This window comes from Halomonas sp. DP8Y7-3, assembly GCF_019801675.1.
Lineage (GTDB): Bacteria > Pseudomonadota > Gammaproteobacteria > Pseudomonadales > Halomonadaceae > Halomonas > Halomonas litopenaei_A.
The window spans coordinates 571,612-593,545 of sequence record NZ_JAHVIO010000009.1; the positions used below are offsets into that span (position 1 = coordinate 571,612).

General features: G+C 61.2%; 23 protein-coding genes and 1 tRNA gene. 11 read left to right on the forward strand and 13 right to left on the reverse strand.

The genetic code is table 11. The annotated features are described in order from the left end of the window. Positions 1-808 precede the first annotated feature (808 nt). The 10 genes from KUV86_RS12225 to KUV86_RS12270 all read right to left on the reverse strand — a co-directional run bounded on the left by KUV86_RS12225 (position 809) and on the right by KUV86_RS12270 (position 8,356). Entirely contained in the window at positions 809-1,675 is an 867-nt protein-coding gene (locus tag KUV86_RS12225; RefSeq protein WP_222484942.1) for a hypothetical protein, read from the reverse strand. Positions 1,676-1,745: 70 nt separating this feature from the next. Then, the gene (locus KUV86_RS12230) at positions 1,746-2,159 is read right to left on the reverse strand and encodes a hypothetical protein (protein WP_222484943.1); all 414 of its coding nucleotides are present in this window, start codon (positions 2,157-2,159) and stop codon (positions 1,746-1,748) included. Beyond that, a complete protein-coding gene (locus KUV86_RS12235; protein WP_222484945.1) occupies positions 2,156-3,934 on the reverse strand; it encodes a DUF927 domain-containing protein in 1,779 nt (592 codons plus the stop codon). The genes KUV86_RS12230 and KUV86_RS12235 overlap by 4 nt, the downstream gene beginning before the upstream one ends. Beyond that, the gene (locus tag KUV86_RS12240) at positions 3,927-4,949 is read right to left on the reverse strand and encodes a toprim domain-containing protein (RefSeq protein WP_222484946.1); all 1,023 of its coding nucleotides are present in this window, start codon (positions 4,947-4,949) and stop codon (positions 3,927-3,929) included. Before KUV86_RS12240 ends, KUV86_RS12235 begins: the two co-directional genes overlap by 8 nt. Then, on the reverse strand, positions 4,942-5,241 hold the full coding sequence (locus tag KUV86_RS12245) for a hypothetical protein (RefSeq protein WP_222484948.1): 300 nt from the start codon (positions 5,239-5,241) through the stop codon (positions 4,942-4,944). Before KUV86_RS12245 ends, KUV86_RS12240 begins: the two co-directional genes overlap by 8 nt. After that, positions 5,234-5,407: a hypothetical protein gene (locus tag KUV86_RS12250; protein WP_222484949.1), complete on the reverse strand. Its 174-nt coding sequence runs from the start codon at positions 5,405-5,407 to the stop codon at positions 5,234-5,236. Before KUV86_RS12250 ends, KUV86_RS12245 begins: the two co-directional genes overlap by 8 nt. Before the next feature lie 445 nt (positions 5,408-5,852). Beyond that, positions 5,853-6,074, reverse strand: a complete 222-nt coding sequence (locus tag KUV86_RS12255) for a hypothetical protein (protein WP_222484950.1) — start codon at positions 6,072-6,074, stop codon at positions 5,853-5,855. Continuing rightward, a complete protein-coding gene (locus KUV86_RS12260) occupies positions 6,071-6,364 on the reverse strand; it encodes a helix-turn-helix transcriptional regulator (protein ID WP_222484951.1) in 294 nt (97 codons plus the stop codon). Before KUV86_RS12260 ends, KUV86_RS12255 begins: the two co-directional genes overlap by 4 nt. Before the next feature lie 568 nt (positions 6,365-6,932). Further along, positions 6,933-8,114 carry a tyrosine-type recombinase/integrase gene (locus KUV86_RS12265; RefSeq protein ID WP_222484952.1) on the reverse strand — a complete coding sequence of 394 codons (1,182 nt, stop codon included), beginning with the start codon at positions 8,112-8,114 and terminating at the stop codon, positions 6,933-6,935. A gap of 165 nt (positions 8,115-8,279) precedes the next feature. Next, positions 8,280-8,356: transfer RNA gene (locus KUV86_RS12270), tRNA-Arg, on the reverse strand. 133 nt (positions 8,357-8,489) lie between these two features. Here KUV86_RS12270 and KUV86_RS12275 point away from each other — a divergent pair. Beyond that, positions 8,490-9,404, forward strand: a complete 915-nt coding sequence (locus tag KUV86_RS12275; protein WP_222484953.1) for a methyltransferase domain-containing protein — start codon at positions 8,490-8,492, stop codon at positions 9,402-9,404. Beyond that, the gene (locus KUV86_RS12280) at positions 9,401-10,387 is read left to right on the forward strand and encodes a methyltransferase (protein ID WP_222484954.1); all 987 of its coding nucleotides are present in this window, start codon (positions 9,401-9,403) and stop codon (positions 10,385-10,387) included. The genes KUV86_RS12275 and KUV86_RS12280 overlap by 4 nt, the downstream gene beginning before the upstream one ends. Positions 10,388-10,405: 18 nt before the next feature. Here the strand turns inward: KUV86_RS12280 and greB are convergent, their stop codons facing one another. Then, entirely contained in the window at positions 10,406-10,957 is a 552-nt protein-coding gene (gene greB, locus KUV86_RS12285; RefSeq protein WP_206941035.1) for a transcription elongation factor GreB, read from the reverse strand. A 358-nt stretch (positions 10,958-11,315) separates the two neighbouring features. Between greB and KUV86_RS12290 the strand changes: the two genes are divergently transcribed. The 7 genes from KUV86_RS12290 to KUV86_RS12320 all read left to right on the forward strand — a co-directional run bounded on the left by KUV86_RS12290 (position 11,316) and on the right by KUV86_RS12320 (position 17,483). Then, positions 11,316-12,014, forward strand: coding sequence for a hypothetical protein (locus tag KUV86_RS12290; protein ID WP_261397623.1), 699 nt, complete (start codon positions 11,316-11,318; stop codon positions 12,012-12,014). A gap of 113 nt (positions 12,015-12,127) precedes the next feature. Next, complete coding sequence (locus KUV86_RS12295) at positions 12,128-12,754, forward strand: NUDIX domain-containing protein (RefSeq protein ID WP_206941033.1); 627 nt, start codon at positions 12,128-12,130, stop codon at positions 12,752-12,754. A gap of 1 nt (position 12,755) precedes the next feature. Continuing rightward, on the forward strand, positions 12,756-13,205 hold the full coding sequence (locus KUV86_RS12300; RefSeq protein ID WP_206941031.1) for a DUF1249 domain-containing protein: 450 nt from the start codon (positions 12,756-12,758) through the stop codon (positions 13,203-13,205). Between the two features lie 124 nt (positions 13,206-13,329). Further along, positions 13,330-14,067 (forward strand): metallophosphoesterase, encoded by a 738-nt coding sequence (locus tag KUV86_RS12305; protein WP_222484956.1) that lies wholly within the window; start codon positions 13,330-13,332, stop codon positions 14,065-14,067. Between the two features lie 223 nt (positions 14,068-14,290). Next, positions 14,291-15,247, forward strand: coding sequence for a sulfate adenylyltransferase subunit CysD (cysD, locus tag KUV86_RS12310; protein ID WP_222162835.1), 957 nt, complete (start codon positions 14,291-14,293; stop codon positions 15,245-15,247). A 126-nt stretch (positions 15,248-15,373) separates the two neighbouring features. After that, positions 15,374-16,801 carry a sulfate adenylyltransferase subunit CysN gene (gene cysN / locus KUV86_RS12315; protein WP_206941025.1) on the forward strand — a complete coding sequence of 476 codons (1,428 nt, stop codon included), beginning with the start codon at positions 15,374-15,376 and terminating at the stop codon, positions 16,799-16,801. A 430-nt stretch (positions 16,802-17,231) separates the two neighbouring features. Then, on the forward strand, positions 17,232-17,483 hold the full coding sequence (locus KUV86_RS12320) for a Rho-binding antiterminator (protein ID WP_222484959.1): 252 nt from the start codon (positions 17,232-17,234) through the stop codon (positions 17,481-17,483). A gap of 72 nt (positions 17,484-17,555) precedes the next feature. Here the strand turns inward: KUV86_RS12320 and cmoB are convergent, their stop codons facing one another. Both cmoB and cmoA read right to left on the reverse strand, forming a co-directional pair. After that, a complete protein-coding gene (gene cmoB / locus KUV86_RS12325; RefSeq protein ID WP_222484961.1) occupies positions 17,556-18,560 on the reverse strand; it encodes a tRNA 5-methoxyuridine(34)/uridine 5-oxyacetic acid(34) synthase CmoB in 1,005 nt (334 codons plus the stop codon). Further along, positions 18,561-19,304 carry a carboxy-S-adenosyl-L-methionine synthase CmoA gene (gene cmoA / locus KUV86_RS12330; protein WP_206941022.1) on the reverse strand — a complete coding sequence of 248 codons (744 nt, stop codon included), beginning with the start codon at positions 19,302-19,304 and terminating at the stop codon, positions 18,561-18,563. Between the two features lie 178 nt (positions 19,305-19,482). Here cmoA and pgi point away from each other — a divergent pair, with 178 nt between their 5' ends. After that, on the forward strand, positions 19,483-21,153 hold the full coding sequence (gene pgi / locus KUV86_RS12335) for a glucose-6-phosphate isomerase (protein WP_222484962.1): 1,671 nt from the start codon (positions 19,483-19,485) through the stop codon (positions 21,151-21,153). A gap of 93 nt (positions 21,154-21,246) precedes the next feature. Beyond that, positions 21,247-21,882 carry a YqiA/YcfP family alpha/beta fold hydrolase gene (locus KUV86_RS12340; protein WP_222484963.1) on the forward strand — a complete coding sequence of 212 codons (636 nt, stop codon included), beginning with the start codon at positions 21,247-21,249 and terminating at the stop codon, positions 21,880-21,882. The last annotated feature ends 52 nt before the right edge of the window (positions 21,883-21,934 follow it).

Sequence of the window (21,934 nt, forward strand, 5' to 3'; positions counted from 1 at the left end):
ATGACTGGATCAGCGAGCTTGCGCCGATAATTATTAAGATGACGCCCACTATTGTCATGTTCTCTCCGTGCTACCGAAGTACCAAGAACGCTCCCAGTGACAAAAACACTAGTGACAGGACCAGTAGCCCTCCGAAATACTCGCTTACTGAGGGCAACGCCTGTGTGAAAGTGTCGCTATCGTTGTTTGACTCTCGGCGTATACGGCGCGCGCTCGATTTTATCCGTATGTATACCGGACCGTTGATCATAGTTCCGGCAAGTCCCAGGACAAGAAGAATCCACCCAAATATTGAAGTCATATCTCTTCTCTCTACAGGTATCGGACTGCCAATCCTATATTTGAATATAAAATCCTACCGTCTTTGCCGAAGAGGCCGCTTTGGGTCGCAAGCAGCCTCCGGACCAGTCAGGTCTTTGTGGGACCATACTGTTGCGAACTTGGCACAGATTTACCCTTTCCGCTACTGACGCTACTCCAACGCGTCGCATCCTCATCATAAATTCGCATGATTCCGCATGAGTTCTGGTGTACCTCTATCACTGGCAGAGCTTAGTAGTGGTGCGTGTTGGTGGCCAGCGCATGAGTGCATTAAAACCGACGGGTTTAGCGCGCAGGCGGGGAGGGGTGTCGACAGCGCGCCAGGGTGGCGGACGGGTGAGGAGGGGGATGGTGGCAACTGGGCGCTGGTGAGCCAGGAGAGCTGGTTACTCAAGGACGCCCAGGGCTGCGCTTTTGATAGGGCCCGAAACGGATCAACCCCGCCGTATGGCGGGGTTGATGGGTAGGGAGCTTGTAGTAACTGCCCTTAGGCTGAAACGCTTGCCAGAGCGGCCTCCAGCTCCTTCAGTCGTCTTACGGTCGCCATGCTGTTTTGGATGGCATCTTTCGGTATTTCACAGCTCAGCGCTGGGATCACTGTTTGCTGCTTATCGCTGGGATGAGGTAGCGGTAGCAGCTTGAGGAAGAGAGCACCGATAGCGGCCAACTGTCTCTGCTCAATGTCATGGTCGACCTGCTGGGTCTCTTCTCGGTTGAGATGACTGAGGAATCCTCGCCCGAGCCGCTTACTGGTATCGATGCCGAATTGGGCCATGTACAGCGGGTCGTTGCAGGTCTCGATAGCGACGTGTTCGAACATCGGCTCAAGGCAATCGCGCACTGCTTGTGCTTGTTCTGCGGTGGCCAGCTCCTGCATGTTCTGTAACAGCGCGCTGTAGGCATGCACTTCCTTGGCTGCTTGAGCCGCTGACTCATATGTCTGACGAGCGAGTGCGGTTAGCAGTTGCAGCTGTTCGACCTTGGGTTCAAGCAGGCGGATCATGTCCTCGTGTTGCTCTGCCTGCACACGTGACTCAGCTTGTTGCTTTTGCTGCTCGAGGACGCTTTTGCTTTGCTTGCCATGGCTCGACATGAAGTCCTGCTTCCATGCCTTCTCAGCAGCCTTGCTCTGTTCTAGAAGAGCTCGATGCGTCTTGCGTAACTTCTCCAGAGTCTCGTTGGTGTTGGCAAGCTCGTCTCGCTTTTCGCGGTAGTCGTTGATGGCCTGGTCTAGACGTGCTGATGCCTTTTCCTGGTTGAGTACCTTGACGCTCACCGGGATTGGAAATTGCCTGATGGACGAGAGGAGATCAACCGGATCCGCTAGGTATTGCTGTTGGTTTGTGGTTGTCATGGTGTTGTCGTCCTGAGTAGCTGAGCTATAGGTGCGTTGCGCTTGTCTCGTGGTCATCGTGTGTTCTCGATCAGTGGTTGCCGGCGTAGGAGGAAACTGAAAGTGGGGTGCCCTGGCACAGGACTGACGGTTCGCCTGCCAGAGAGGGAGCGTGGCCGCCAAGCGGGACAGAGTTGCGAATGCCTATTGATTGCGTTGCACCTTCCTTATATTCCTCTGTCTGGTTTTGAAAATTAGTGGCAACGTGGCAACAGAGGTAAAACGCTTTATTTTCAATGAATTGAAAATGGCAACCTGTAGCCGGTGTTTTTGAATCGGCAACAGAAATTGGGATAGGTACTGGTATAGAAAGAGATGTGTTGCCGTTGTTGCCACCTCTCTTATCTATAGGCAACGCCTGTAAGCCGCATGGTTTATGGGTTGTTGCCCCGTTGCCGGTGTTGCCATGAAAATCAGGTTCATGTGAAGAATTGCCTTGGCTCATGCGCTACTCCTTTCCGTATCGAGTCTGTCGGGGTCAACCACGAAAAAGCGGGTACTTCCTCCTCCTGGCAGGCGATAGTTTTTCTGCCGCCGCCCCGCGTCGGTCTTGGCCAGCACACCGTAGGTTTCCAATGTGCGAATGATGCGTTCGCGCCCATAGCCGTTGGAGGCCTCGACCAACGAAGCGCGGTTGAACAGATAGAACCGCTTTCGGTCCTCGATCTCGTAGTAGCCTGCGCGCTGTCGGACATTCGGGTTGGGCAACTCTGCCGATATGTCGGAGAAGCGGCTGTCGCCGTGCAGGGCGATAAAGTCCGCGATGGCCGTGAGAATCTGACGATCTTCGGCATTTCCATCCCCCACACTGGCTAGCCACTCCTGAAAGAGTTGCTGGCAGGCATGGGCGGCGGTCTGCACTGGCCAGGGCAGTAGCCCATAGGTGATGGCCAGTTCGCCCGCCAGACCGATGATGGCAAAGCGGTCAGCGACGCGGCCGGCCTGGGGGCTGCTAGCCTCGAAAAGTCCTCGGATCTCGGTGAAGCGGTGGTAGACCTGCTCTTGGTCCTTCTCCTGCACCAGCCGCTCGACAAATGCTGGTCCGACATGCCCGAAGTGCTGAGAAGCCGCGGTGGTAAGGCGCCGATGAAAGACAGCTCCAGTCATGTCATGAACGTTGTCGAAGGCGCGGTAGGTCCGAGTGCCCGCATTGACATCCACCATGCGTAGTTCGGCGCCGGCATGGGCGGTATTGCCCGAGATGGCGGCATGCTCAGAAAGCGAGCGTTCGCCGCTGGACAGGGCCAGCACCCGCCAGTAGAGCTTGGGCCGTCCTTCGCGCTCGCGAGTCATGGTGCCCTTGCCGGTTCCGTTGGCGATGGCATAGGCCATCTCCTGCACCCGTTTGGGGTCGGCACGCTTGATCTCGTCTAGGATCAATACCGTATCGTTGCGTGATGCGGCCTCGATCTCGATGCCGCCCTTGGACATGTCCCAGGACGCGGCGAACACACCAGGGTTGCCCCAGACCGACGCGGCCATGGCCTGGGCCAGCGACTTGCCGCTTGAGGAATCACCGACCAGGTGAACACCACCACCATTGACGCCCACTTTGGCCAATAGAGGGCCTGCTAGTGCACAGCAGACCGACAGGATCAGGACCGGATTGCCCTGACAATAGTGCGCCAGTTCGGTCTGCCAGCCGGTCAGCGTGCCTCGTTCGGTAAACAACAGCGCGCCCTTGCCGCTGTCCTGATAGCGAACGTCTGCGCTGCCGATGATGCGACCGGGTAGCACGAAGGCACCGCTGGCGTCATGCCAGCCTGGTCGAGTGGTGGTAGCCAGTACCCGCTCCAGGCCATGGTGGCTGGCGATGTAGGCAGGAACATAGCGACGATGGGTGTAGTCGATCTCCAGACCCTGTCGCATCAGCGCTTTCAGGACCTCTTCACCTTTACCGGCAAGCGCCTCCATCGGCATGACGTGCTCCACCTCCCGGTGGCGGTACTTAAAGCGCAATAGTCGTCCGACGCTGCTGTCATCGCTGTTGATGGTCTCAGCGTCGACATGCAGTGGGCCGCAGATCCACAAGTCGAAGGGCTGGCCAGCCTCGTCACCGTGGGAATGCTTGATGCCGTGGAACCAGGTGCCGGCACGAAACACCTTGCCACCGACACTGATCGGGCCGTCATAGACTGCATAGGAAGGGCGCTCCAGACGCTCAATCTGCGGCGCGGCCGGTTGACCGATCAGGCGTAGTGGGGACTGGCTCTCAGTCATGGCCACCCCCTGCGTCACGCCGTTGTACCTGATACCAACGGTAGAGGTCGTTGAAGTCGGTCAGGTTATCCGGGCAGTCGTCCGGCCATTCGGGGTAGAGCACCAGTGCCCCGAGTGCAAGAGCTGCGTCATTGGCGGCCTGGCGGCCCGGGTTGCCTGAGGTCTGGCGATCATCGTCCCCCGCTATTACCAGATCAAGGGAGCCGTTCAAGACGGTACGCATGGATTTTGCCACCGCCAGTAAGTTGCCGGCATGCATGGCACAGACGACGGGATCTCCCGTTAGGTGATGCAGGGTTGCACCCGTAGCCCATCCCTCACAGATGAACAGTCGGCCACCAGGAACTGGCCTGCCGAGCAGCGCATAGGCGCCCTGGACCTGGCCACCCTTGAGAAACCGCTTGGTACCGTCGGGCAGGATGCGTTGGAGATTGACGATCTCGCCACCGGCATACAGGGGGATGAGCAGAGAGCCACGGTGGCACTGTCGTAAGTCGAAGGCCTGGACCTGACGACTGGTAAGGTAGGGATGGAGGGGGCTGGCTGGGAGCGCTCTTTCCCATGCCGACTTGGCGTGCCCTATCGCTTCCTGACGAGCAAGCGCCCTTGCGGTGTCCTGTGCTTCTCGTCGCTGTCGCTGACTATCGGCCACGTTCTGCTGGTGGCGCGCGAGGGTCTTGTCAGGATTGCCGGCATGTCCGTGCCAGCGAAAGACGCCCAATCCTAGGCGACGGTCGATGGCCATGGCCGCGTCTACCTGGCGGCACCCGTTCAGGTAGCTGTAAAGGGAAACCAGATCTCCTCCATGAGCGCTGCGGTCGGCAAAGTCATTCCACTTGCCGGTGTCGAGGGAAACACCAAAGGAGCCGCACGAGCGATCACCGCGTGTCATGTTTCGGGCGACCCACTCGCTCCCCTGGCGGCTGCCTTCCGGCAGCCACTCACTGGTTAGGGTATCGGCATAGGCCAAAGCGGCTTCTGCCACTTGCTGGATCTTGACGATGACTTCAGACATGGCCACCCCCTGCACGGCGAGGGGATTTCTTCATTGCCTGTCGGCGTGCTGCCACCAAAAGGTCTGACGCATCGGCCAGCAAAATCCGGGATACACCGGCGAGGTTGGCAATGTCGGTGACTTCCAGGGCCCCGTGGCGACCATCTAGCGAGCTCAGTGTGAACATTAGATCCTTAACGGCATCCAGGCGTTGCTCTGCTGAGTCGTAAAGGGTTTCGGGATCCGATGAAGGGTCAATCAGTAGGCATTCGGTTTCTGTCAGACACAGCCCATTCTCGAGATGCTCAGCCATGGTGCACCTCCAGTGCCTCGAGGAGGAGGGCCTGCTGCATGTGGTGGTTGTAGCGCTTGAGTCGTGTGCGGGTGCTGGAGTTTGAGAAGAGCGCTGCACGGGCCATGGCGCGATGGGCGCAGGCCTTTGCAGACGGATTGCGGGCAGGGAACAGGCGAGATGCCATAGGGTGACTCCTAGAGTTGTGGAGTCGTCCCCGGCTGCCGCCAAGCAGCGAATGGGGGCGACTGTACGCGGATTGGCGGACCGGCACTCTAGGAAACCGGCATGCCCGAAGGCATTCCACGCACAGCCGCCATAACGCATAGCGGGCACAAAAATAGCGCCTGCTATGGAAGGGGCGCTTGTGCGCCTAGAGTGAAACGATCCGCCAAGATCGACCACTGAATTTGCAGTGGTGATCGCATCATAGCCAGCCTTTCCATCCATGTGCAAGTGATTGCCCGTGCTGCAGGCGAGATATGTGGTATCGTTAGTCATGAGCTATGTCTCTTGAACCCTTGCCGCGTGGCCGCGCAGCAAGGGTTTTCTGTTTTTTGGGCGCAAAGGCCCCCCATACCCACTCGGCTTTCGCCGAGCAGCGTCTTTTCTTGCTGTTGAGTTAGGAAGCGCTAGCAGTCGGTCTGGATAATCGGGCTATCAGCGCCAAGTTGGTCAAGCGATGAAGAGACCGTGGCAAAGCTCCGCGTCACCTTCACCAATCCGCTTTGGGCGAATCGTTGTGTCGAACAATGGTTGGTCGAGGCATTGTCCAGTGCCTCCTTGATCGCCGGAATATCGCCCTCAGTGAAAGCCAGGGATTTGCCGTTCAAGGAGATGACGTAGTGGCTCATGCGGATACCTCCAGTTGGTGGTTGAAGCCCTGGGCTTGGCCTAGGCTCTGATTGCGCTCCTGGATGCGTGCGGCGATCCAGGCGTCTACCTCTTCCTCAAGCCAAGCTACGCTTTTGTCTCCGATAGGGACCGGCGCAGGGAAAGTGCCATTGCTAATTCCCGCATAGATGGCGGATCGACTCTTTCCGGTTTTGAGCTCAACATCTCGCCGTCGCAGAAGGCGATTGCCGAGGTGAAGGTGCTCCACCGGAGTAAACCGCGATGTGGATTCCGTAGTTCGAACGGTCATACCGCATTCCTCTTCCAAGCTGCTAATTGATCGTCGGACGGTGCCGTTTTGTCATGCTGGTTGCTGGGTAGGACTGTCGGTAAAAACGTCTCGGTCCCTACCTGCTGCCCAGGACATACTCAGCTTGACGAGATCAAGTGAGGAAAACGAGCAGCACACGGTGTGGGAGACCTCTCCCACAACCAAAAGTCCGAAAAAAAGTGGCTTGAGGCTATTGACAGGGGCGCGACAGTGACTTTTGCAAGCTTTTCTGGGTAGAGGGCATGAGCTTCCACCTGGCTTGTCTTCTGCTCTCGGCGTTGGAGTACTGGTGTCACCCCGATTCAGAAAGGCAAAGGAAGGCGGTTTTTCAATACGTAGGCTGGACATTTTCGTTCCTGTAGCGACTTAGGGTGGTGTGATTACCGGGTTGCTGCCCGAGGTCGCTTTCAGGTTGAGGTGAAAATGCAAGGGGCGCCATGAGGAGGCGTTGTACCGGCCACCCGGTACAACAGGGGATCGCTCTGGAGCATGTAAGAAGCCGCGTTAGGCGTCGAGCACGGATACAAGCGACATCGCTGGACCAGGGCTATTTAGGGAAACACTGATCTGCCCACGCCTGCATCATGGCAGGGCGCTGCTCGGGTGCCATGTGTTCCGCGTGCGTATAGACACCCTCGATGCCGGGAAGCTTGTGTGAGAGCTGAACTTCGATCCACTCCCTGGGATAGCCCATCTCCTTCAGGCCGGTGGCCACGACGTGGCGGGTCCCATGGGGTACATGTCGACCCTCGAACCCCATGCGTTTGAGCGCCATGCCAAAGGCGGCATCCGAAATGGGCTTGCGAGGATCATTGCGTCCAGGGAACAACAACACGTAGCTCCCCGTCATAGCGATGAGCTCGTTCAGGATATCAAGAGCCTGCGTCGGTATTGGGACCTGATGCGCTCTGCCCATCTTCATCCGCTCGGCGGGGATCTTCCAGATGCCGGCCTCGAGGTCGAATTCCTTCCATCTGGCCTGTCGCAGCTCACCCGGCCGCACCGCCGTCAAAAGCAGTAGCTTGAGTCCGATTCGGACCAATGGGCTCTTGTCGTATCCCTCGATTGCTTCTACGAGCTCTGGCAGCTCAGATTGCTCGATATGATGAAAGTGCCGACGTTGCTGCCGCTCCAGGGCGGCGCCAAGGTCAGAGAGGGGATTATACGAGGCGCGACCAGTGATGATGGCGAATCGATAGATGTCTCGGCAGAACGAGTGGAGTTTACGACGCTGCTCGAACTTGCCCGCGGCCTCTAGGCGACGCAAGACTTCCAGCCACTCAAGTGGTTTGATGCTATCGATGGCCAAGTCACCGACGAAGGGGAAGATATGGCTCTCCAGGGCACTCCAGCTCTGAGGCGCACGCTTAGACGTGGCTTTCCAGCGTTTGACCATGGTGGCGTGCCATTCACCGGCCAGCGCCCTGAAGGTGTTCTCGGAGGCGTATCGCAGCTCCCTCTTCTCCTGTTTGCGCTGCTCCACCGGATCAATCCCTTTGTCCAGCAAGCGTCTTGCATCGGTGCGCTTCTCACGGGCTTCGGCAAGGCTGACGTCGGGATAGCTACCCAGGCTCATCATGTTGCGTTTACCGTTGGGGCGGGTATAGCGAAGTCGCCAGCCTTTACGGCCTTTGGGGGAGATCCTGAGTTCGAGTCCTAAACCGTCAGATAGCGTCACTTCCTTGCTGCCTGGCTTGGTTGTCTCGATTTTTCTGATGGTTAGCGGCATGGTGGTATAGCGAGCATCTTCGAACAGGAGGATATACCATGTTCTATACCACTGTGGTGCCGGATTGGGAAGGACGTGTCAGGAAGGGGTGGGAAGAAAAACAGCTGACTTTCAGGGGTTTTTCAGAGATTTTTGGAATCGTAAGGAACGCCTGGGACCCTGAAATGGCGCCCTCTGCAGGATTCGAACCTGCGACCTGCCGCTTAGGAGGCGGCTGCTCTATCCTGCTGAGCTAAGAGGGCGTTGGGGCGGCATTATAAGCGGCTGACTCCACAAGATAAACCCGCAGTTGCCCGGTGAAGGGCGTGGGTGGGTGCCAGCGCCTGCCATGCTCGGTAGAATGCGCCTTTTGTGCGATCTCACTGGTTTCTGTCGATGTCCCAACCGTCACACGGCCCCGCTGCTTCGCTGTCCGAGGCGACCTGCTCGTCGCCAGCGGTCGATACGCCCGCAGCGTCCTCTTCGCTGTCGCCCCGCGGTGACCGCCATTTCGATGGTCTGGCCGACAAGTTCTCGGCCTCACTTTACGGCCACCTGCGCGGTGAGCTTCGCCTGTCCCTGCTGGATCGTCTGCTGCCCGAGATGCTCGAGTTGGCGCAGCAGCCGGTGCTAGACGTCGGGGCTGGCCTTGGCCAGCAGGCGCAGTGGTTCCTGCAACGGGGCCATCAGGTAACGCTGGCTGAGCCCTCTGCCGAGATGTTGGAGCGGGCCCAGGCGGGAATCGAGCAGGCCGCAGCCGGTCGCGAGCTGGCGGCCGACAAGGCGAGCTATCTGCCGCTGCCGCTGCAGGAGCTGGTCAGCGAGGTGCCGGGTCCCTGGCCCCTGGTGGTATGTCACGCGGTGCTGGAATGGTTGGGCAGTCCTCGCGAGGCGATCTCTCACCTGGCCTCGTTGTTAGCCCCAGGCGGCCAGCTGTCACTGATGGTGTTCAATCGCGACGCGCTGAGGCTGTCCAATGTGGTCAAGGGCAACCTGGACAAGGCGCTGGAAGATCGCCTGGAAGGTAAGGGCCAACGCCAGCGGCTGACGCCGATTTCTCCCCTGACCCATGCGCAGGTCACCGAATGGGCCGAGCAGGAAGGGCTTGTCTGTCAGGACGCGGCCGGTATCCGGGTGTTCCACGACTATCTACGTCGCCCCCCGCAGGACGATCGAGAGTTGGAAAAGCTGGTGGCGCTGGAACACCGCTATTGCCAGATGGATCCGCACTGGCGCCTGGGGCGCTATCTGCTTTACACCTTTCGCCGCCCCTTGCCGGCAGACGCCAAGCGTCAGGAGATAACACCATGAGTGCCGATACCGCTGTATGCCAGCTGCTTGAGCGTCAAGACGCCGACTATCGCGGCTGGTGGTGGGTCGCGCCGCCGCGAGATAGCTGGCTGGAGGCCGGGGAGGGCTGTCTGGTCAGCGCTGACGTCTCGGTGCGGGCCGCCTGGGAAGCGCGCCAGCGTTCGGCGCTGTCGCCCTTCAGTACGGGGCCTGCGTCACCCCCGGGGGCGGTATTGTTCTGGCCGAAGGCGCATGCCTTGGGAGAATGGTGGCTGCTGTGGTTGTGTAGGACCCTGCCCGAGGGCACGCCGCTGCAGCTGGTGGGGGAGCACCAGGGGGGCATCAAGCGAGTGCTCAAGGTCCTGGCGGCGCTGGGCATGGGCTGTCGCAAGCTCGACAGCGCACGCCGCTGTTCGCTGTTCGAGACGCGCACCAGCGCACTGGCGCTAGATCCTGAAGCGGTCTGGACCTCGTTCGAGGCGGCGGGCCTGCAGCTGTCGAGTCATCCGGGGGTGTTTGGCCACGGCAAGTTCGATGAGGGCACGCAACTGCTGATCGAACAGCTGGAGCAGCAGCTACCCCAGGGCAAGGTGCTGGATATGGGCTGCGGTGACGGCATTCTGGCGGCCTGGATGGCGCAGCTGGGGCGTGATGTCACGGCGGTGGATGTCAGCGCCTTTGCGGCAGAAGCCACGCGGCGCACGCTCAAGGCCAACGGGCTGACGGGGGAGGTGCTGGAAAGCGATGTCTATTCGGCGCTGGACGGCCAGCGCTTCACAGCAATTGTCAGTAACCCGCCCTTTCACCAGGAGCGGTCCATCGACTACGGCCCGGCGGCCCGGTTGATTCAGCAGGCGCCGGACCATCTCGATGCTGGCGGCCAGCTGATCCTCGTGGCCAACGCCTTCTTGCCCTATGCCGACCCTCTTGAGCGGGCCTTCGGTAGCTTCGAGATCCTGGCCGACAACGGACGCTTTCGCGTGTACCGCGCGGTGCGTCGCTGAAGCCCCTGTGAGCTTCGGTCAGCGGCCGGCGGTCTTGCCTGGCGTGCGGTAGTGAATCTCGGTGATCAACCAGGTGGTCTCGCCGCCCGGCGCGGCCACCGTCACCTCGTCATCCAGTGACTTGCCCAGCAGGGCCTTGGCCAAGGGCGCATCTACGCTGATCCAGCGCTTGCTGGTATCGGTCTCGTCGTGGCCGACGATGCGCAGCGACATCTCTTCGCCGTCTTCGTCCTCCAGGGTGACGAAGGCACCGAAGAACACTCGGTCGGTGTCGGCGGGAAGTCGGTCGATGACCTGCAGCTCGTCCAGGCGCTTGGTCAGGTAGCGAATGCGCCCGATGACGCGGTTCAACTCCTTCTTGTTATAGGTGTAGTCGGCGTTTTCGCTGCGGTCCCCCAGCGCTGCCGCTTCCCCCACCTTGGCCGACAGCTGTGGTCGCTTGACCCGGCTGAGATGGTCAAGGATCCCCCTGAGGCGATCAGCGCCTTCCTGAGTGATCAGGTTGCTCTTGGGTTCCTGGCGCGGGTCCTTGGCCGGGTCACGCCAACGTGTCATGTTGCGGCCTTTCATGGCGATCCTCGGTGAGTCGTTGAAACAGACAAGGTCCACGAGGGTGCCGCGACTTGGGCCGCCGCGCAAGCGCCTTGGGTGGTGGGGGAAAGGCCAGGAGAGTGATGCAGTGGGCGGTCAGCCAGAATGCGACTGGCGAATAAATCAAACGTTCGTTACATTTCGAGGAGGGCGCCAGACCGCGATGTGGTCTCTCGTATCGGGCTACACCCCAGCCGGTCAGTGCTCGCCATTGCTTGACCTGATGGCTTGACCTGATTGCTGGGTCTGAATGCTTGGCCTGATCGCTCAGTTCGGCCGCCCACCATGACCACCCAGCATCAGGGTGCATCACAATAACAGTATCCGGAGCCGCCAAATGTCACGAACTCTGTTTTCCACCTCGCCTGATGTTCCATCCACATCCTTGCGCCAACGTCCGCGACGGCTGCTGGCCACAACGGCGCTGACGCTTGTCACCCTGTCCGCGTGCCTCACCAGCGCTGTGGCGCTGGCCTGGCAGGGTGAGCTCGACCAGATCAAGAATCGCTGGGAGAGCGTTACCACCTCAAGCGCCCTGTCGGCCCAGGAAGCCCCGTTGACGGCGCTGGCTGCCGAGGCCCGGGCGTTGAGTTCGGCCAATCCCAACGTCAGCGAACTGCTGGTGTGGGAGGGCATCATCGAGGCGTCGCTGGCCAAGGCCAAGGGCGGGCTCGGAGCGCTGGACAACGCCAAGGCAGCGCGCCGCGCGCTGGAGCGGGCCATCGCACTGGATGCCAACGGCCTCGAAGGCTCGGCCTACGTGACCCTGGGAGCATTGTACGACCGCGCGCCGGGCTGGCCGGTCGCCTTTGGCGATGACGACAAGGCCGAGGAGATGTTCAAGCGCGCGCTGGCGATTCGCCCGGGTGGAGTGGACGTCAACTACTACTATGCCGCTTACCTGGCCGATGAAGGCCGCGACGCCGAGGCCCGCCAGCACGCGGAGAAGGCCATCAATGGCGCGGTTCGCGCCGGTCGCGAGGCCTCGGACCAGGCGCTCAAGGCCGAGGCGCGCGCACTGCTCAACGAGCTCTGAACCCCGCCGACTTTCCTGTTGTTTTCCGCCTTGACAGGAGGCCCCACCTGGACTCGCCTTGTGGGGCCCATGACCGATCCGGATAATGGGCCGATCTGTCAGCGGAGGCCCCCATGCCGGAAACGAGCCACATTGATGCCCCCTTCACCGTTCAGGATGTCGAGCTGGTGTCACGGGACTGCCTGTACCAGGGATTCTTCCGCCTGGACAAGCTGACCTACCGCCATCGCAAGTTCGAAGGCGGCTGGAGCGAGCCCGTGGTGAGGGAAGTCCACAGTCGTCACGATGCGGTGGGCGTCATGCTTTATGATCCCGAGCGCGACAGCGTCGTGCTGGTGGAGCAGATTCGCGCGGGAGCGCTGCAAGACCCCCACACCCCGTGGAAGCTGGAATGCGTGGCCGGACTGGTCGACAAGGATGAGTCGCTGGAAGATGTGGCTCGGCGCGAAGCGTTGGAAGAGGCGGGCTGCGAGGTCGGTGACCTCATCCTGCTGCATAGCTACTATCCTAGTCCTGGTGCCTGCGACGAACGCGTGACGCTGTTCTGCGGGCTGGTCGACACCCGTGGGCTGGGCGGGGTGCATGGCCTTGATGAAGAGCATGAAGATATTCGCGTGCATGTGTTGCCCTTCCAGCGGGCCTGGGAACTTCTCGGCCAGGGACGACTCGATAACGCCATGTGCCTGATCGGTTTCCATTGGTTGGCTGCCGAACGCGCATCGTTGAGAGCAAGGAGGTAACGTGACCCATCGCAGCGCTTATGTAACGGACTTGCGCACCCTGCAAAGCGAGTGCACCGCCAATTACATCCGTCTGTCTCGGCTTCTGGGTGACCTGGAGGAGGGCGAGATTCGCGACGTCGAGCTGCGCAATGGTGAGCGGCGCCTGGGCGCGCTGCGTCTGCACGTCGAAGAGTTGGCTCCTTACACCACCATTGTTCGCGTGACCCAGGAAGGCGTTCTCGACAGTGTCATCGACAGCCCGCGCATGCGAGTGCACCTGTACCACGACGTGCGCATGGCAGAAGTCACCGACTTTCAGCGTCGGCGGCATTTCGATGGGCGCTATCGCTACCCCAACGCGCACATGCATCAGCCGGATGAAAAGCTGCAGATCAATCGCTTCCTCGGCGAATGGCTGGATCACGGCTTGGCCCATGGCCACTCCCTGGACCTTCCTCAGCTGCCCTGACCACAGCTCCGGGCCCAACCTCTGATCTCGATCGCTTGCGCTCGACGCTGTCTGCGATACCCTGACCCTGCGCTGGCCCTTCTGGCGGAGGGCTTTCCTTGGTTTGGGCTGTCGAGACATTGCCATGCGTTTGATCCAGCTTAGCGATTGCCACCTGTATGCCGATCCCATGGCTCGCTCCCGACGGGGCCTGCCCGCTCGCCAGCTCGAGGCGGTCATCGCCGCGGTGGATCTGGACCGGCCAGACCTGGTGATGGTGACCGGCGACATCGCTCAGGATGAATCCGAAGGCGCGTACCGCCTGGCCACAGAGCGTCTGGCAGCGCTGGACTGTCCGTGGTTCTGGCTGCCCGGCAATCATGATGACCTGGCGCTGATGAGTGCAGAGCGAGAGGTGCTGGCAGAGGTCGACGCGGGAGCCTGGCGAGTGCTCAAGCTCAATACCCAGATACCGGGCGAGGCCAGCGGCCGGGTGGGCGAGGATGCCCTGGCTGCGCTCGACCAGCGTCTAGGCCAGGAGCTTCGTCCCACCGTGATCGTCATGCACCATCCCCCCATGGCCGTGGGCAGTGCCTGGATCGACGCCCTGGGGCTTGAGGATGCCGATGACTTCTGGGACGTGGTGGGACGATATCCGCAGGTAAAGATGGTCCTGTGCGGTCATGTGCACCAGGCCTTCCATGGCACCAGGGCACTGCCTGATGGTCAGGTGGAGGTGTATGCCTGTCCGGCTACCTCGGATCAGTTTCTGCCTGGCAGCGATGAGTTCGCCGTGGATGAGGCGTCCCGGCCAGGCTATCGCGTGGTAGACCTGAAGCGAGGGGGGGAGTGGCTGACCTGGGTGGAACGGGTCGAGCTGTAGCCAACGCTGCTGACATACCTGCGCCCACGTCCAGTGTCGCTTGCTTGGGCATTGATGGTCGTTGGGCGCAGAGGGTCGTTGGGCGTAGTTGGTCGTTGGGCGCGCCTGGGCAAAAGTTCTTATGGTTCTAAAAAGATAGTTATTAATTCTTTTACGTTATTATTCCCTTCGCAGTATCCTCGCTGGCATCTTCCTTATTTCCGTCATGCGAGGTGTCCCGGTCATGACCAGCCTTTCCGCACCAGCCCGCGAGAGAGCCGCTCAGGCTTCTCTTACGCCGAAGCGACTGACTCACCTCAAGCAGCTTGAGGCCGAGTCCATCCACATTATCCGTGAGGTGGCCGCCGAGTTTTCCAACCCGGTGATGCTGTACTCGATCGGCAAGGATTCTTCGGTGATGCTGCACCTGGCGCGCAAGGCCTTCTATCCGGGGCCGCCGCCGTTTCCGTTGATGCACGTGGACACCACCTGGAAGTTCCGCGAGATGATCGCCTTTCGTGACCGCATGGCCGAAGAGGCGGGCATGGAGCTGATCGTCCATACCAACCAGGAAGGCAAGGCTGCCGGGATCAACCCGTTTGACCATGGGTCCAGCGGTTACACCGACGTGATGAAGACCCAGGCGCTGAAGCAGGCGCTGGACAAGTACGGGTTCGACGCTGCCTTCGGTGGCGCCCGCCGTGATGAAGAGGCCAGCCGTGCCAAGGAGCGCGTGTTCTCGTTCCGTGACAAGCATCACCGCTGGGACCCCAAGAATCAGCGCCCCGAGCTTTGGAACCTGTACAACGCTCGCATCAACAAGGGCGAGTCGATTCGCGCTTTCCCGCTGTCCAACTGGACCGAGCTGGACATCTGGCAGTACATCTATCTCGAAAACATCGACATCGTGCCGCTGTACTTTTCGGCCCCGCGTCCGGTGGTCGAGCGTGACGGCATGCAGATCATGGTCGACGACGACCGCATGCCCCTGGCCGAGGGCGAGCAGCCCGAGGAAAAGTGGGTGCGCTTCAGGACCCTGGGCTGCTACCCGCTGACCGGTGCGGTGGAGTCGAAGGCCCAGACCCTGCCGGAGATCATCCAGGAGATGCTGCTGACCCGTACCAGCGAGCGCTCCGGCCGCGCCATCGACCACGATCAGGCCGGCTCCATGGAGAAGAAGAAGCGCGAAGGCTACTTCTGACGACGGCACCGACCGCACGCAGCCACGCGCCTTGACCCGGCCGACAGTGACCGGGGACAAGGACGCAGATGACAGATCAAGGGCCGGACGTCCAGCGCGACGTCGGGTCACCCATAGGGGTACAGCATGTCTCACCAGTCCAGTCTGATTGCTGACAACATCGAGCAGTATCTGCACGAGCACGAAAACAAGGACCTGCTCAGGTTCATCACCTGCGGCAGCGTCGATGACGGCAAGTCGACCCTGATCGGTCGCCTGCTGCACGATTCCAAAATGATCTTCGATGACCAGTTGGCGGCCATCACCCAGGCCTCCAAGACCAAGGGCACCACCGGCGAGGAGGTGGATCTGGCGCTGCTGGTAGATGGTCTGCAGTCGGAGCGCGAGCAGGGCATCACCATCGATGTGGCCTATCGCTTCTTTTCCACCGACAAGCGCAAGTTCATCATCGCCGATACCCCGGGGCACGAGCAGTACACCCGCAACATGGCCACCGGTGCCTCCACCGCGGGCCTGGCGGTGATTCTGATCGACGCCCGTTACGGCGTGCAGACCCAGACCCGTCGTCACAGCTTTATCGCTGACCTGCTGGGCATCCAGCACCTGGTCATCGCGGTCAACAAGATGGACCTGGTCGACTACGCCGAGGAGCGCTTCGACGAGATCGTCGCCGAGTATCGCGCCTTTGCCGAGCAGCTGTCGGCGTCGGACATTCGTTTCGTACCGCTGTCTGCCCTCAAGGGCGACAACGTGGTCGAGCGCGGTGACAACCTGAACTGGTACCAGGGCCCGGCCCTGCTCGAACTGCTGGAAACGGTGGAAGTCAGCCGCGACCAGAACCTCAGTGACCTGCGTTTCCCGGTGCAGTACGTCAATCGTCCGAACCTCGATTTCCGGGGGTATGCGGGCACCCTGGAGGCGGGCATCCTGCGCCCTGGCCAGTCGGTCAAGGTGTTGCCGTCCAACAAGCTCAGCAAGGTCGAGCGCATCGTGACCTTCGACGGCGACCTGGATGACGCTTATCCGGGGCAGGCGATCACCGTGACCCTGGAAGACGAGATCGATATCTCTCGTGGCGACTGGCTGGTGGCAGCCGATGCCGACATCACCCTGTCGAGTGCCTTCGACGCCGATATCGTGTGGATGCATGACGACGCGCTGGTGCCTGGTCGCCAATACGATATCCGCATGGCCGGGCGTGCCGTGTCCGGACAGGTCGAGGCGATTCACTACCAGGTCGACGTCAACACCCTGGAGCGTCACCAGGCGCAGCAGCTTGAGCTCAATGCCATCGCTCGCTGCCGGGTAGCGCTGACGGCCGAAGTGCCGATCGACGACTATGCGAAGATTGCCGGCACCGGCAGCTTTATCGTCATCGATCGTCTGACCAACGTCACCGTCGGCGCCGGCATGATTCGGGGTGCCGCCAGTGCCGAGGGCGCGTCTGTCGGGGAAGTCGACTGGGCAGGTTTCGAGCTGGAGCTCAACGCCCTGGTTCGCAAATACTTCCCCCACTGGGAAGCCAAGGATGTACGTGACCTACTGAACCGCTGACGCCGTCAAGGCAGTGCGAACAAGGCTCCTGCGTGCTGACGCAGGAGCCTTTGTTATGTGCGGGGATGGCCGTGCTGGATGCCCGTTCTGGATAGCCGATGGAAGCATCCGCTGGATCAGGAATGGTAGCTCGAATTGGCGCAATACCAGCGCTCTGTCTGAGCGGCAAGGCTCGTGCTTTTCGGTGAAACTAACGCGGTTTGTGCAACCAAATGGTGCCGCGCTGGTATCTGGGCTAGACCAAAGGCAGGATGCCTCGCATGTGAGATATGTCACATGTCACGGCATCGACAGGGCGACGCATATCGGCAATCTCAACGTGATCCACAGATCTCGACACTGGCGAGTTAATACCTAGGCGAGTTGATACCTGGGTGAGTTAATACCTGGGTGAGTTAACACCTGGGTGAGTTGATCAACAGGGGAGGGCATGAGCATGGTGGCTTGCCATCTCTACGATAATATTGAACTTGCTTGCTTGTACCATTTTCCGGTCAAGCTTTCCTTGAAGGGTGGGGTCGAAAAACAGGGCGAAGCGGTAGACACCTCGTTCAATGAGGACCATGAGGAGTGCTTGTCGCTGCGCACAGAAGGAGGTGACCGGCTGGTGCTGCTCGATGACATCACCCGCATGGAGGTGCTGGTCGACAACCCTCATTTCATGGTGCTGGACTTCGTCTGACACCTGCAGTCGCGATGGCGTGCTGCATGACGACGCCCTGCCGATAGACTCGGCAGGGCGTCTTGCCGTCGGTCATGCTGGCCGGGTGGCGATGATCACCGCACGCCGTGGTGCCGGATGTCCCTCTCGGGTGAGTTGGGGGTTCTCTGGATCAAGAAAATCATTCAGTGATTGAAAGGTCATCCAGTCCGTCGCGCGCTGTTCGTCCAGGCTGGTAGGGCCCTCATCGACAACGCGCACGTCACAGAATCCGACCTTTTCAAGCCAGCCAACCAAGGCCTTGGACGACGGCAGGAAGTAGACGTTGGGCATCGCGGCGTAGCGGTCTCCCGGCACCAGCACGCGGGTTTCATCGCCCTCGACCACCAGGGTTTCCAGCACCAGCTCGCCACCGCGGCGCAGGGCGTCCCGTAGCTGTATCAAGTGCTCCAGCGGTGATGGACGGTGGTAGAGCACGCCCATGGAAAACACCGTGTCGAAGAAGCCGAGCCGATCAGGAACGTCTTCGATACCGACCGGCAGGAAATGGGTGCGTCCGCCATCGGCCTCGCCGACGAAGTGCTTGACGGCCTGGAACTGCCAGTAGAAGCGCGGCGATGGATCAATGACCAGCACGAAGTCGGCCCCGGCCCCGGCCATGCGCCAGGCGTGGTAGCCATTGCCTCCACCGACGTCGAGCACCTTGCGGCCCCGCAGCGGCGCCAGGTGCGGCGCCAGGCGCTGCCATTTCCAGTCCGAGCGCCATTCGGTATCGATGGTGATGCCAGCCAGCCGGTAGGGCCCCTTGCGCCAAGGGATCAGCGCCCGAAGCAGGCTCTCGCTTTGACGCTGACGGCTCTCATCCAGCTCAAGCGATACCTCGACGGTGTCCTGGTCAAGGTGGACCTGGCGCTTGTCGGGTAGCGCCGGGAGCTTGGCCACGGCCTTTTCCCAGGCGGGAAGGTCGCCATGACGCTGACGGTCCAGACCGCTGGCAAACTGTTCGGGCAGTCTGGCAAGCCAGGTGCCCATGCCGGCGTGGCGAAAGGAGTGTTCAAGGAAGGCGCGATACAGATCACGCTGATGCTCGGGGATCACTCAAGCCTCCTTGAAGGCAATCATGGAGGCGAAGTTCAGGTACTGAAACCAGGTCAGCGAGCGGCCGAAGCCGGCATCCGCCAGGCGCTGATGATGCTGCTCAAGGGTATCGGGAATCAGCACGTTCTCGAGGGCGTTGCGTTTCTGGCTGATTTCCATGTCGCTGTAGCCGTTGGCCCGCTTGAAATCATGGTAGCGCTCCACCAGCCAGGCGTTGTCCTGCTCGTCGCCGGACTTGATCTTCTCCGACAGCACCAGCACGCCGCCGGGCTCCAGCGCCTGATACAGCCGTGCCAGCAGGTCGTTGCGATCTTCCGGTGCCAGGAACTGCAGCGTGAAATTGAGCACGATCATGCCGCTGGGGCGGTAATCGATGTGACGGATGTCCCCTTCGATGACCTCGATGGCGTGCTCGGGACACTCCTCTGCCAGGGTCTGACGTGCCCGTTCCACCATGGCCGGGGACAGGTCGATACCGGTCAGGGTGAAGGCGTCCCGCGGAAGCTGGCCGGCCAGCGCCAGGCCTACGGCGCCCAGCGAGCAGCCAAGGTCGTAGACGTGGGCGCCGTGGCGTAGATGGCGCTCGGCCAGCACGCCCAGCATACCAAGGATCTGGCCGTAGCCAGGAACGGACCTGCGGATCATGTCGGGGAAGCAGGCGACGACACGCTCGTCGAACGAAAAGCGCGCTACCTTGTCCAGGGGTGTGGAAAAGATGGCGTCACGGTAAGATGCGTCACTCATGGATTGCCAGTGTTGTCGGGCTCGGGGGCTGTGATTGTACGCGTCCTGGGCCCGCGCTGCACGATGAGGCAGCTGCCGTCGCTGACCCGTTACACCTTTGACCTGGGGAACCGTCGCAGACGTGACATGGATGCAGCCAAGGCTGCCGCTCCCCAGACTATGCCCAAGGAGAGGATAGATGCCGACGATCGACCAAACCCAGGCCTGGCGGTCCCTGCAGGACAAGGCCCAACAGGTGGGACAGCGCCACCTGTGCGATATGTTCCGTCAGGACCAGGGGCGTTTCGCCACCTTCAGCCGGGAAGCGGCTGGCCTCAAGCTGGACCTGTCAAAGCAGCGTTGGGATCAGGACACCCTCGCGGATTTGCTGCACCTGGCCGAGGAGGCAGGGGTGCCGGCAGCCACTCAGCGTCTGCTGGCCGGCGAGAAGGTCAATATCAGCGAGGATCGGCCTGCCTTGCATACCGCCTTGCGCCTGCCCGCCGATGCGTCGCTGGTGGTCGAGGGGGAAGACCTGGTGCCGGCGGTGCATGCCACCCTGGACAAGATGGCCACCATGGTCGAGCGCTTCCACTCGGGGCAGTGGCGCGGCGCCACCGGCAAGCCGATTCGTGATGTGGTCAACCTGGGGGTGGGCGGCTCCGACCTCGGGCCGCTGATGGTGACCCACGCCCTGGCCGACTATCGTCCTCAGGGGACTCATCCGGTGGAGGTCCATTTCGCCTCGACCATGGACGGCTCGCAGCTGGTCGACTACCTGACGCGCTTCGATCCTGAAACCACGCTATTCGTGCTGTCGTCAAAATCGTTCACCACGATCGACACCCTGTCCAACGCCAATACGGCGCGGGACTGGCTGCTGTCCCGGCTGGTGGGCTCGCGCCAGGAAGGCGTCGACCATGAGCTGGTACTGCGTCAGCACTTCATCGGCGTATCCGCCAGTCCCGAGAAGATGGCCGAGTGGGGCATCGCCTGTGACCACCAGCTCGAATTCTGGGAGTGGGTCGGCGGGCGCTACTCGCTGTGGGGGGGCATTGGCCTGCCCATCGCACTGGTGATCGGGATGGAGGGCTTCCGTGCGCTGTTGGCCGGTGCCCATACCATGGACGTGCATTTCCAGAAGGCGCCCTTGGCCGACAATCTGCCGGTGCTGCTGGCCCTGGCCGGTATCTGGAACAACAACTTCCTGGACATCCGCGCCCACTCGATCTTGCCCTACGACGGTCGACTGGAGTACTTCGCCGCCTATCTCGAACAGCTTGAGATGGAGTCCAACGGCAAGTCGGTCACCAATGACGGTGACACTGTGGACTATTCCACCTGCCCGGTGCTGTGGGGACAGCTCGGTCCCAACGCCCAGCATGCGTTCTACCAGCTACTGCACCAGGGCACCCAGGCGGTGGAGTGTGACTTCATTGCGCCCCTGGCGCGCTACGAGGATGTCGAGGATCCGGCCACCCGTGAGCACCTGATGGGTCAGCACCGCCTGACTCTGGCCAACTGCTTTGCCCAGTCGCGCGTGTTGATGCTGGGTGATGACGCCATTGCCGAGGACGGCCCACGGCCCGAGCACAAGCGTTATCGTGGCAATCAGCCCTCTACCACCTTGCTGCTGGAGCGGTTGACGCCGGAAACCCTGGGCGCCTTGATTGCGCTGTACGAGCACAAGGTGTTTGTGCAGGCGACCATCTGGGGCATCAATCCCTTCGACCAGTGGGGCGTTGAACTGGGCAAGAAGATCGCCAACGAGACCCGTGACATCATTGAAGGCCGTCAGGGTCTTGATGATATGGACGATTCCACCCGAGGCCTGATCGAGGCAACCTGGCAGGCCTCGCGGGAGCGCTGAAGCGATGACAGTTCCCGCTGGTTCCCTGCCTCCCGCAGTGGGTCAGCGGGGCGGCCCTGTCAGTAAACTGGCCATTTATACAGGTTTTCCGTTATGCTGAGCCCCATGACGCCTCAGACGTCGCCAGTCGCCACCGGCATCTTGTACCTGCACGGGTTCAATAGCGCCGGGGCGTCGCCAAAGGCACGCCTGGTCAAGGCCGCCTGCGACGCACTGGACCTGCCCTGCGAGACCCCGGATCTGCCGTCACGCGCCGTCGATGCGCTGGCACTGGGCGAGTCCTTGATGTCGCGTCTCGGGCAGCAGCCGCTGGTCATGGGCAGTTCCATGGGTGGCTTTCTGGCCACGGTATTGGCCGAGCGACACGGGCTCAAGGCGGTATTGGTCAATCCGGCGGTGCGCCCGGCGCGGCTGGTCGATACTATGCTGGGCCAGAGCTTTGTGAACGCCTACACCGGAGAACGCTTCGTGGTCGAGCAGGGGCATCGTGACCAGGTGGCCCAGCTGACGCCCGAGAGCGTGACCCCATGGCGTTACCTGCTGCTGCTGGTGACCCAGGACGAGACATTGAACAGTCACGATGCGTTCGAGGCCTATCGCGGCGCCAGAGCGGTGCTGCATCCCGGAGGGGAGCACGGCTTCAATGCCCTGGCCGATTACCTGCCAGCGGTGTTCGCCCACGCCGGGCATCGCCTTGAACCAGGCGTGATGGCGCCGGTGATGGACTAGGCGCAGGCCCTCGCGACTGGCGCCAAGGCAGAAAAGAGACGATTCCAGTCAT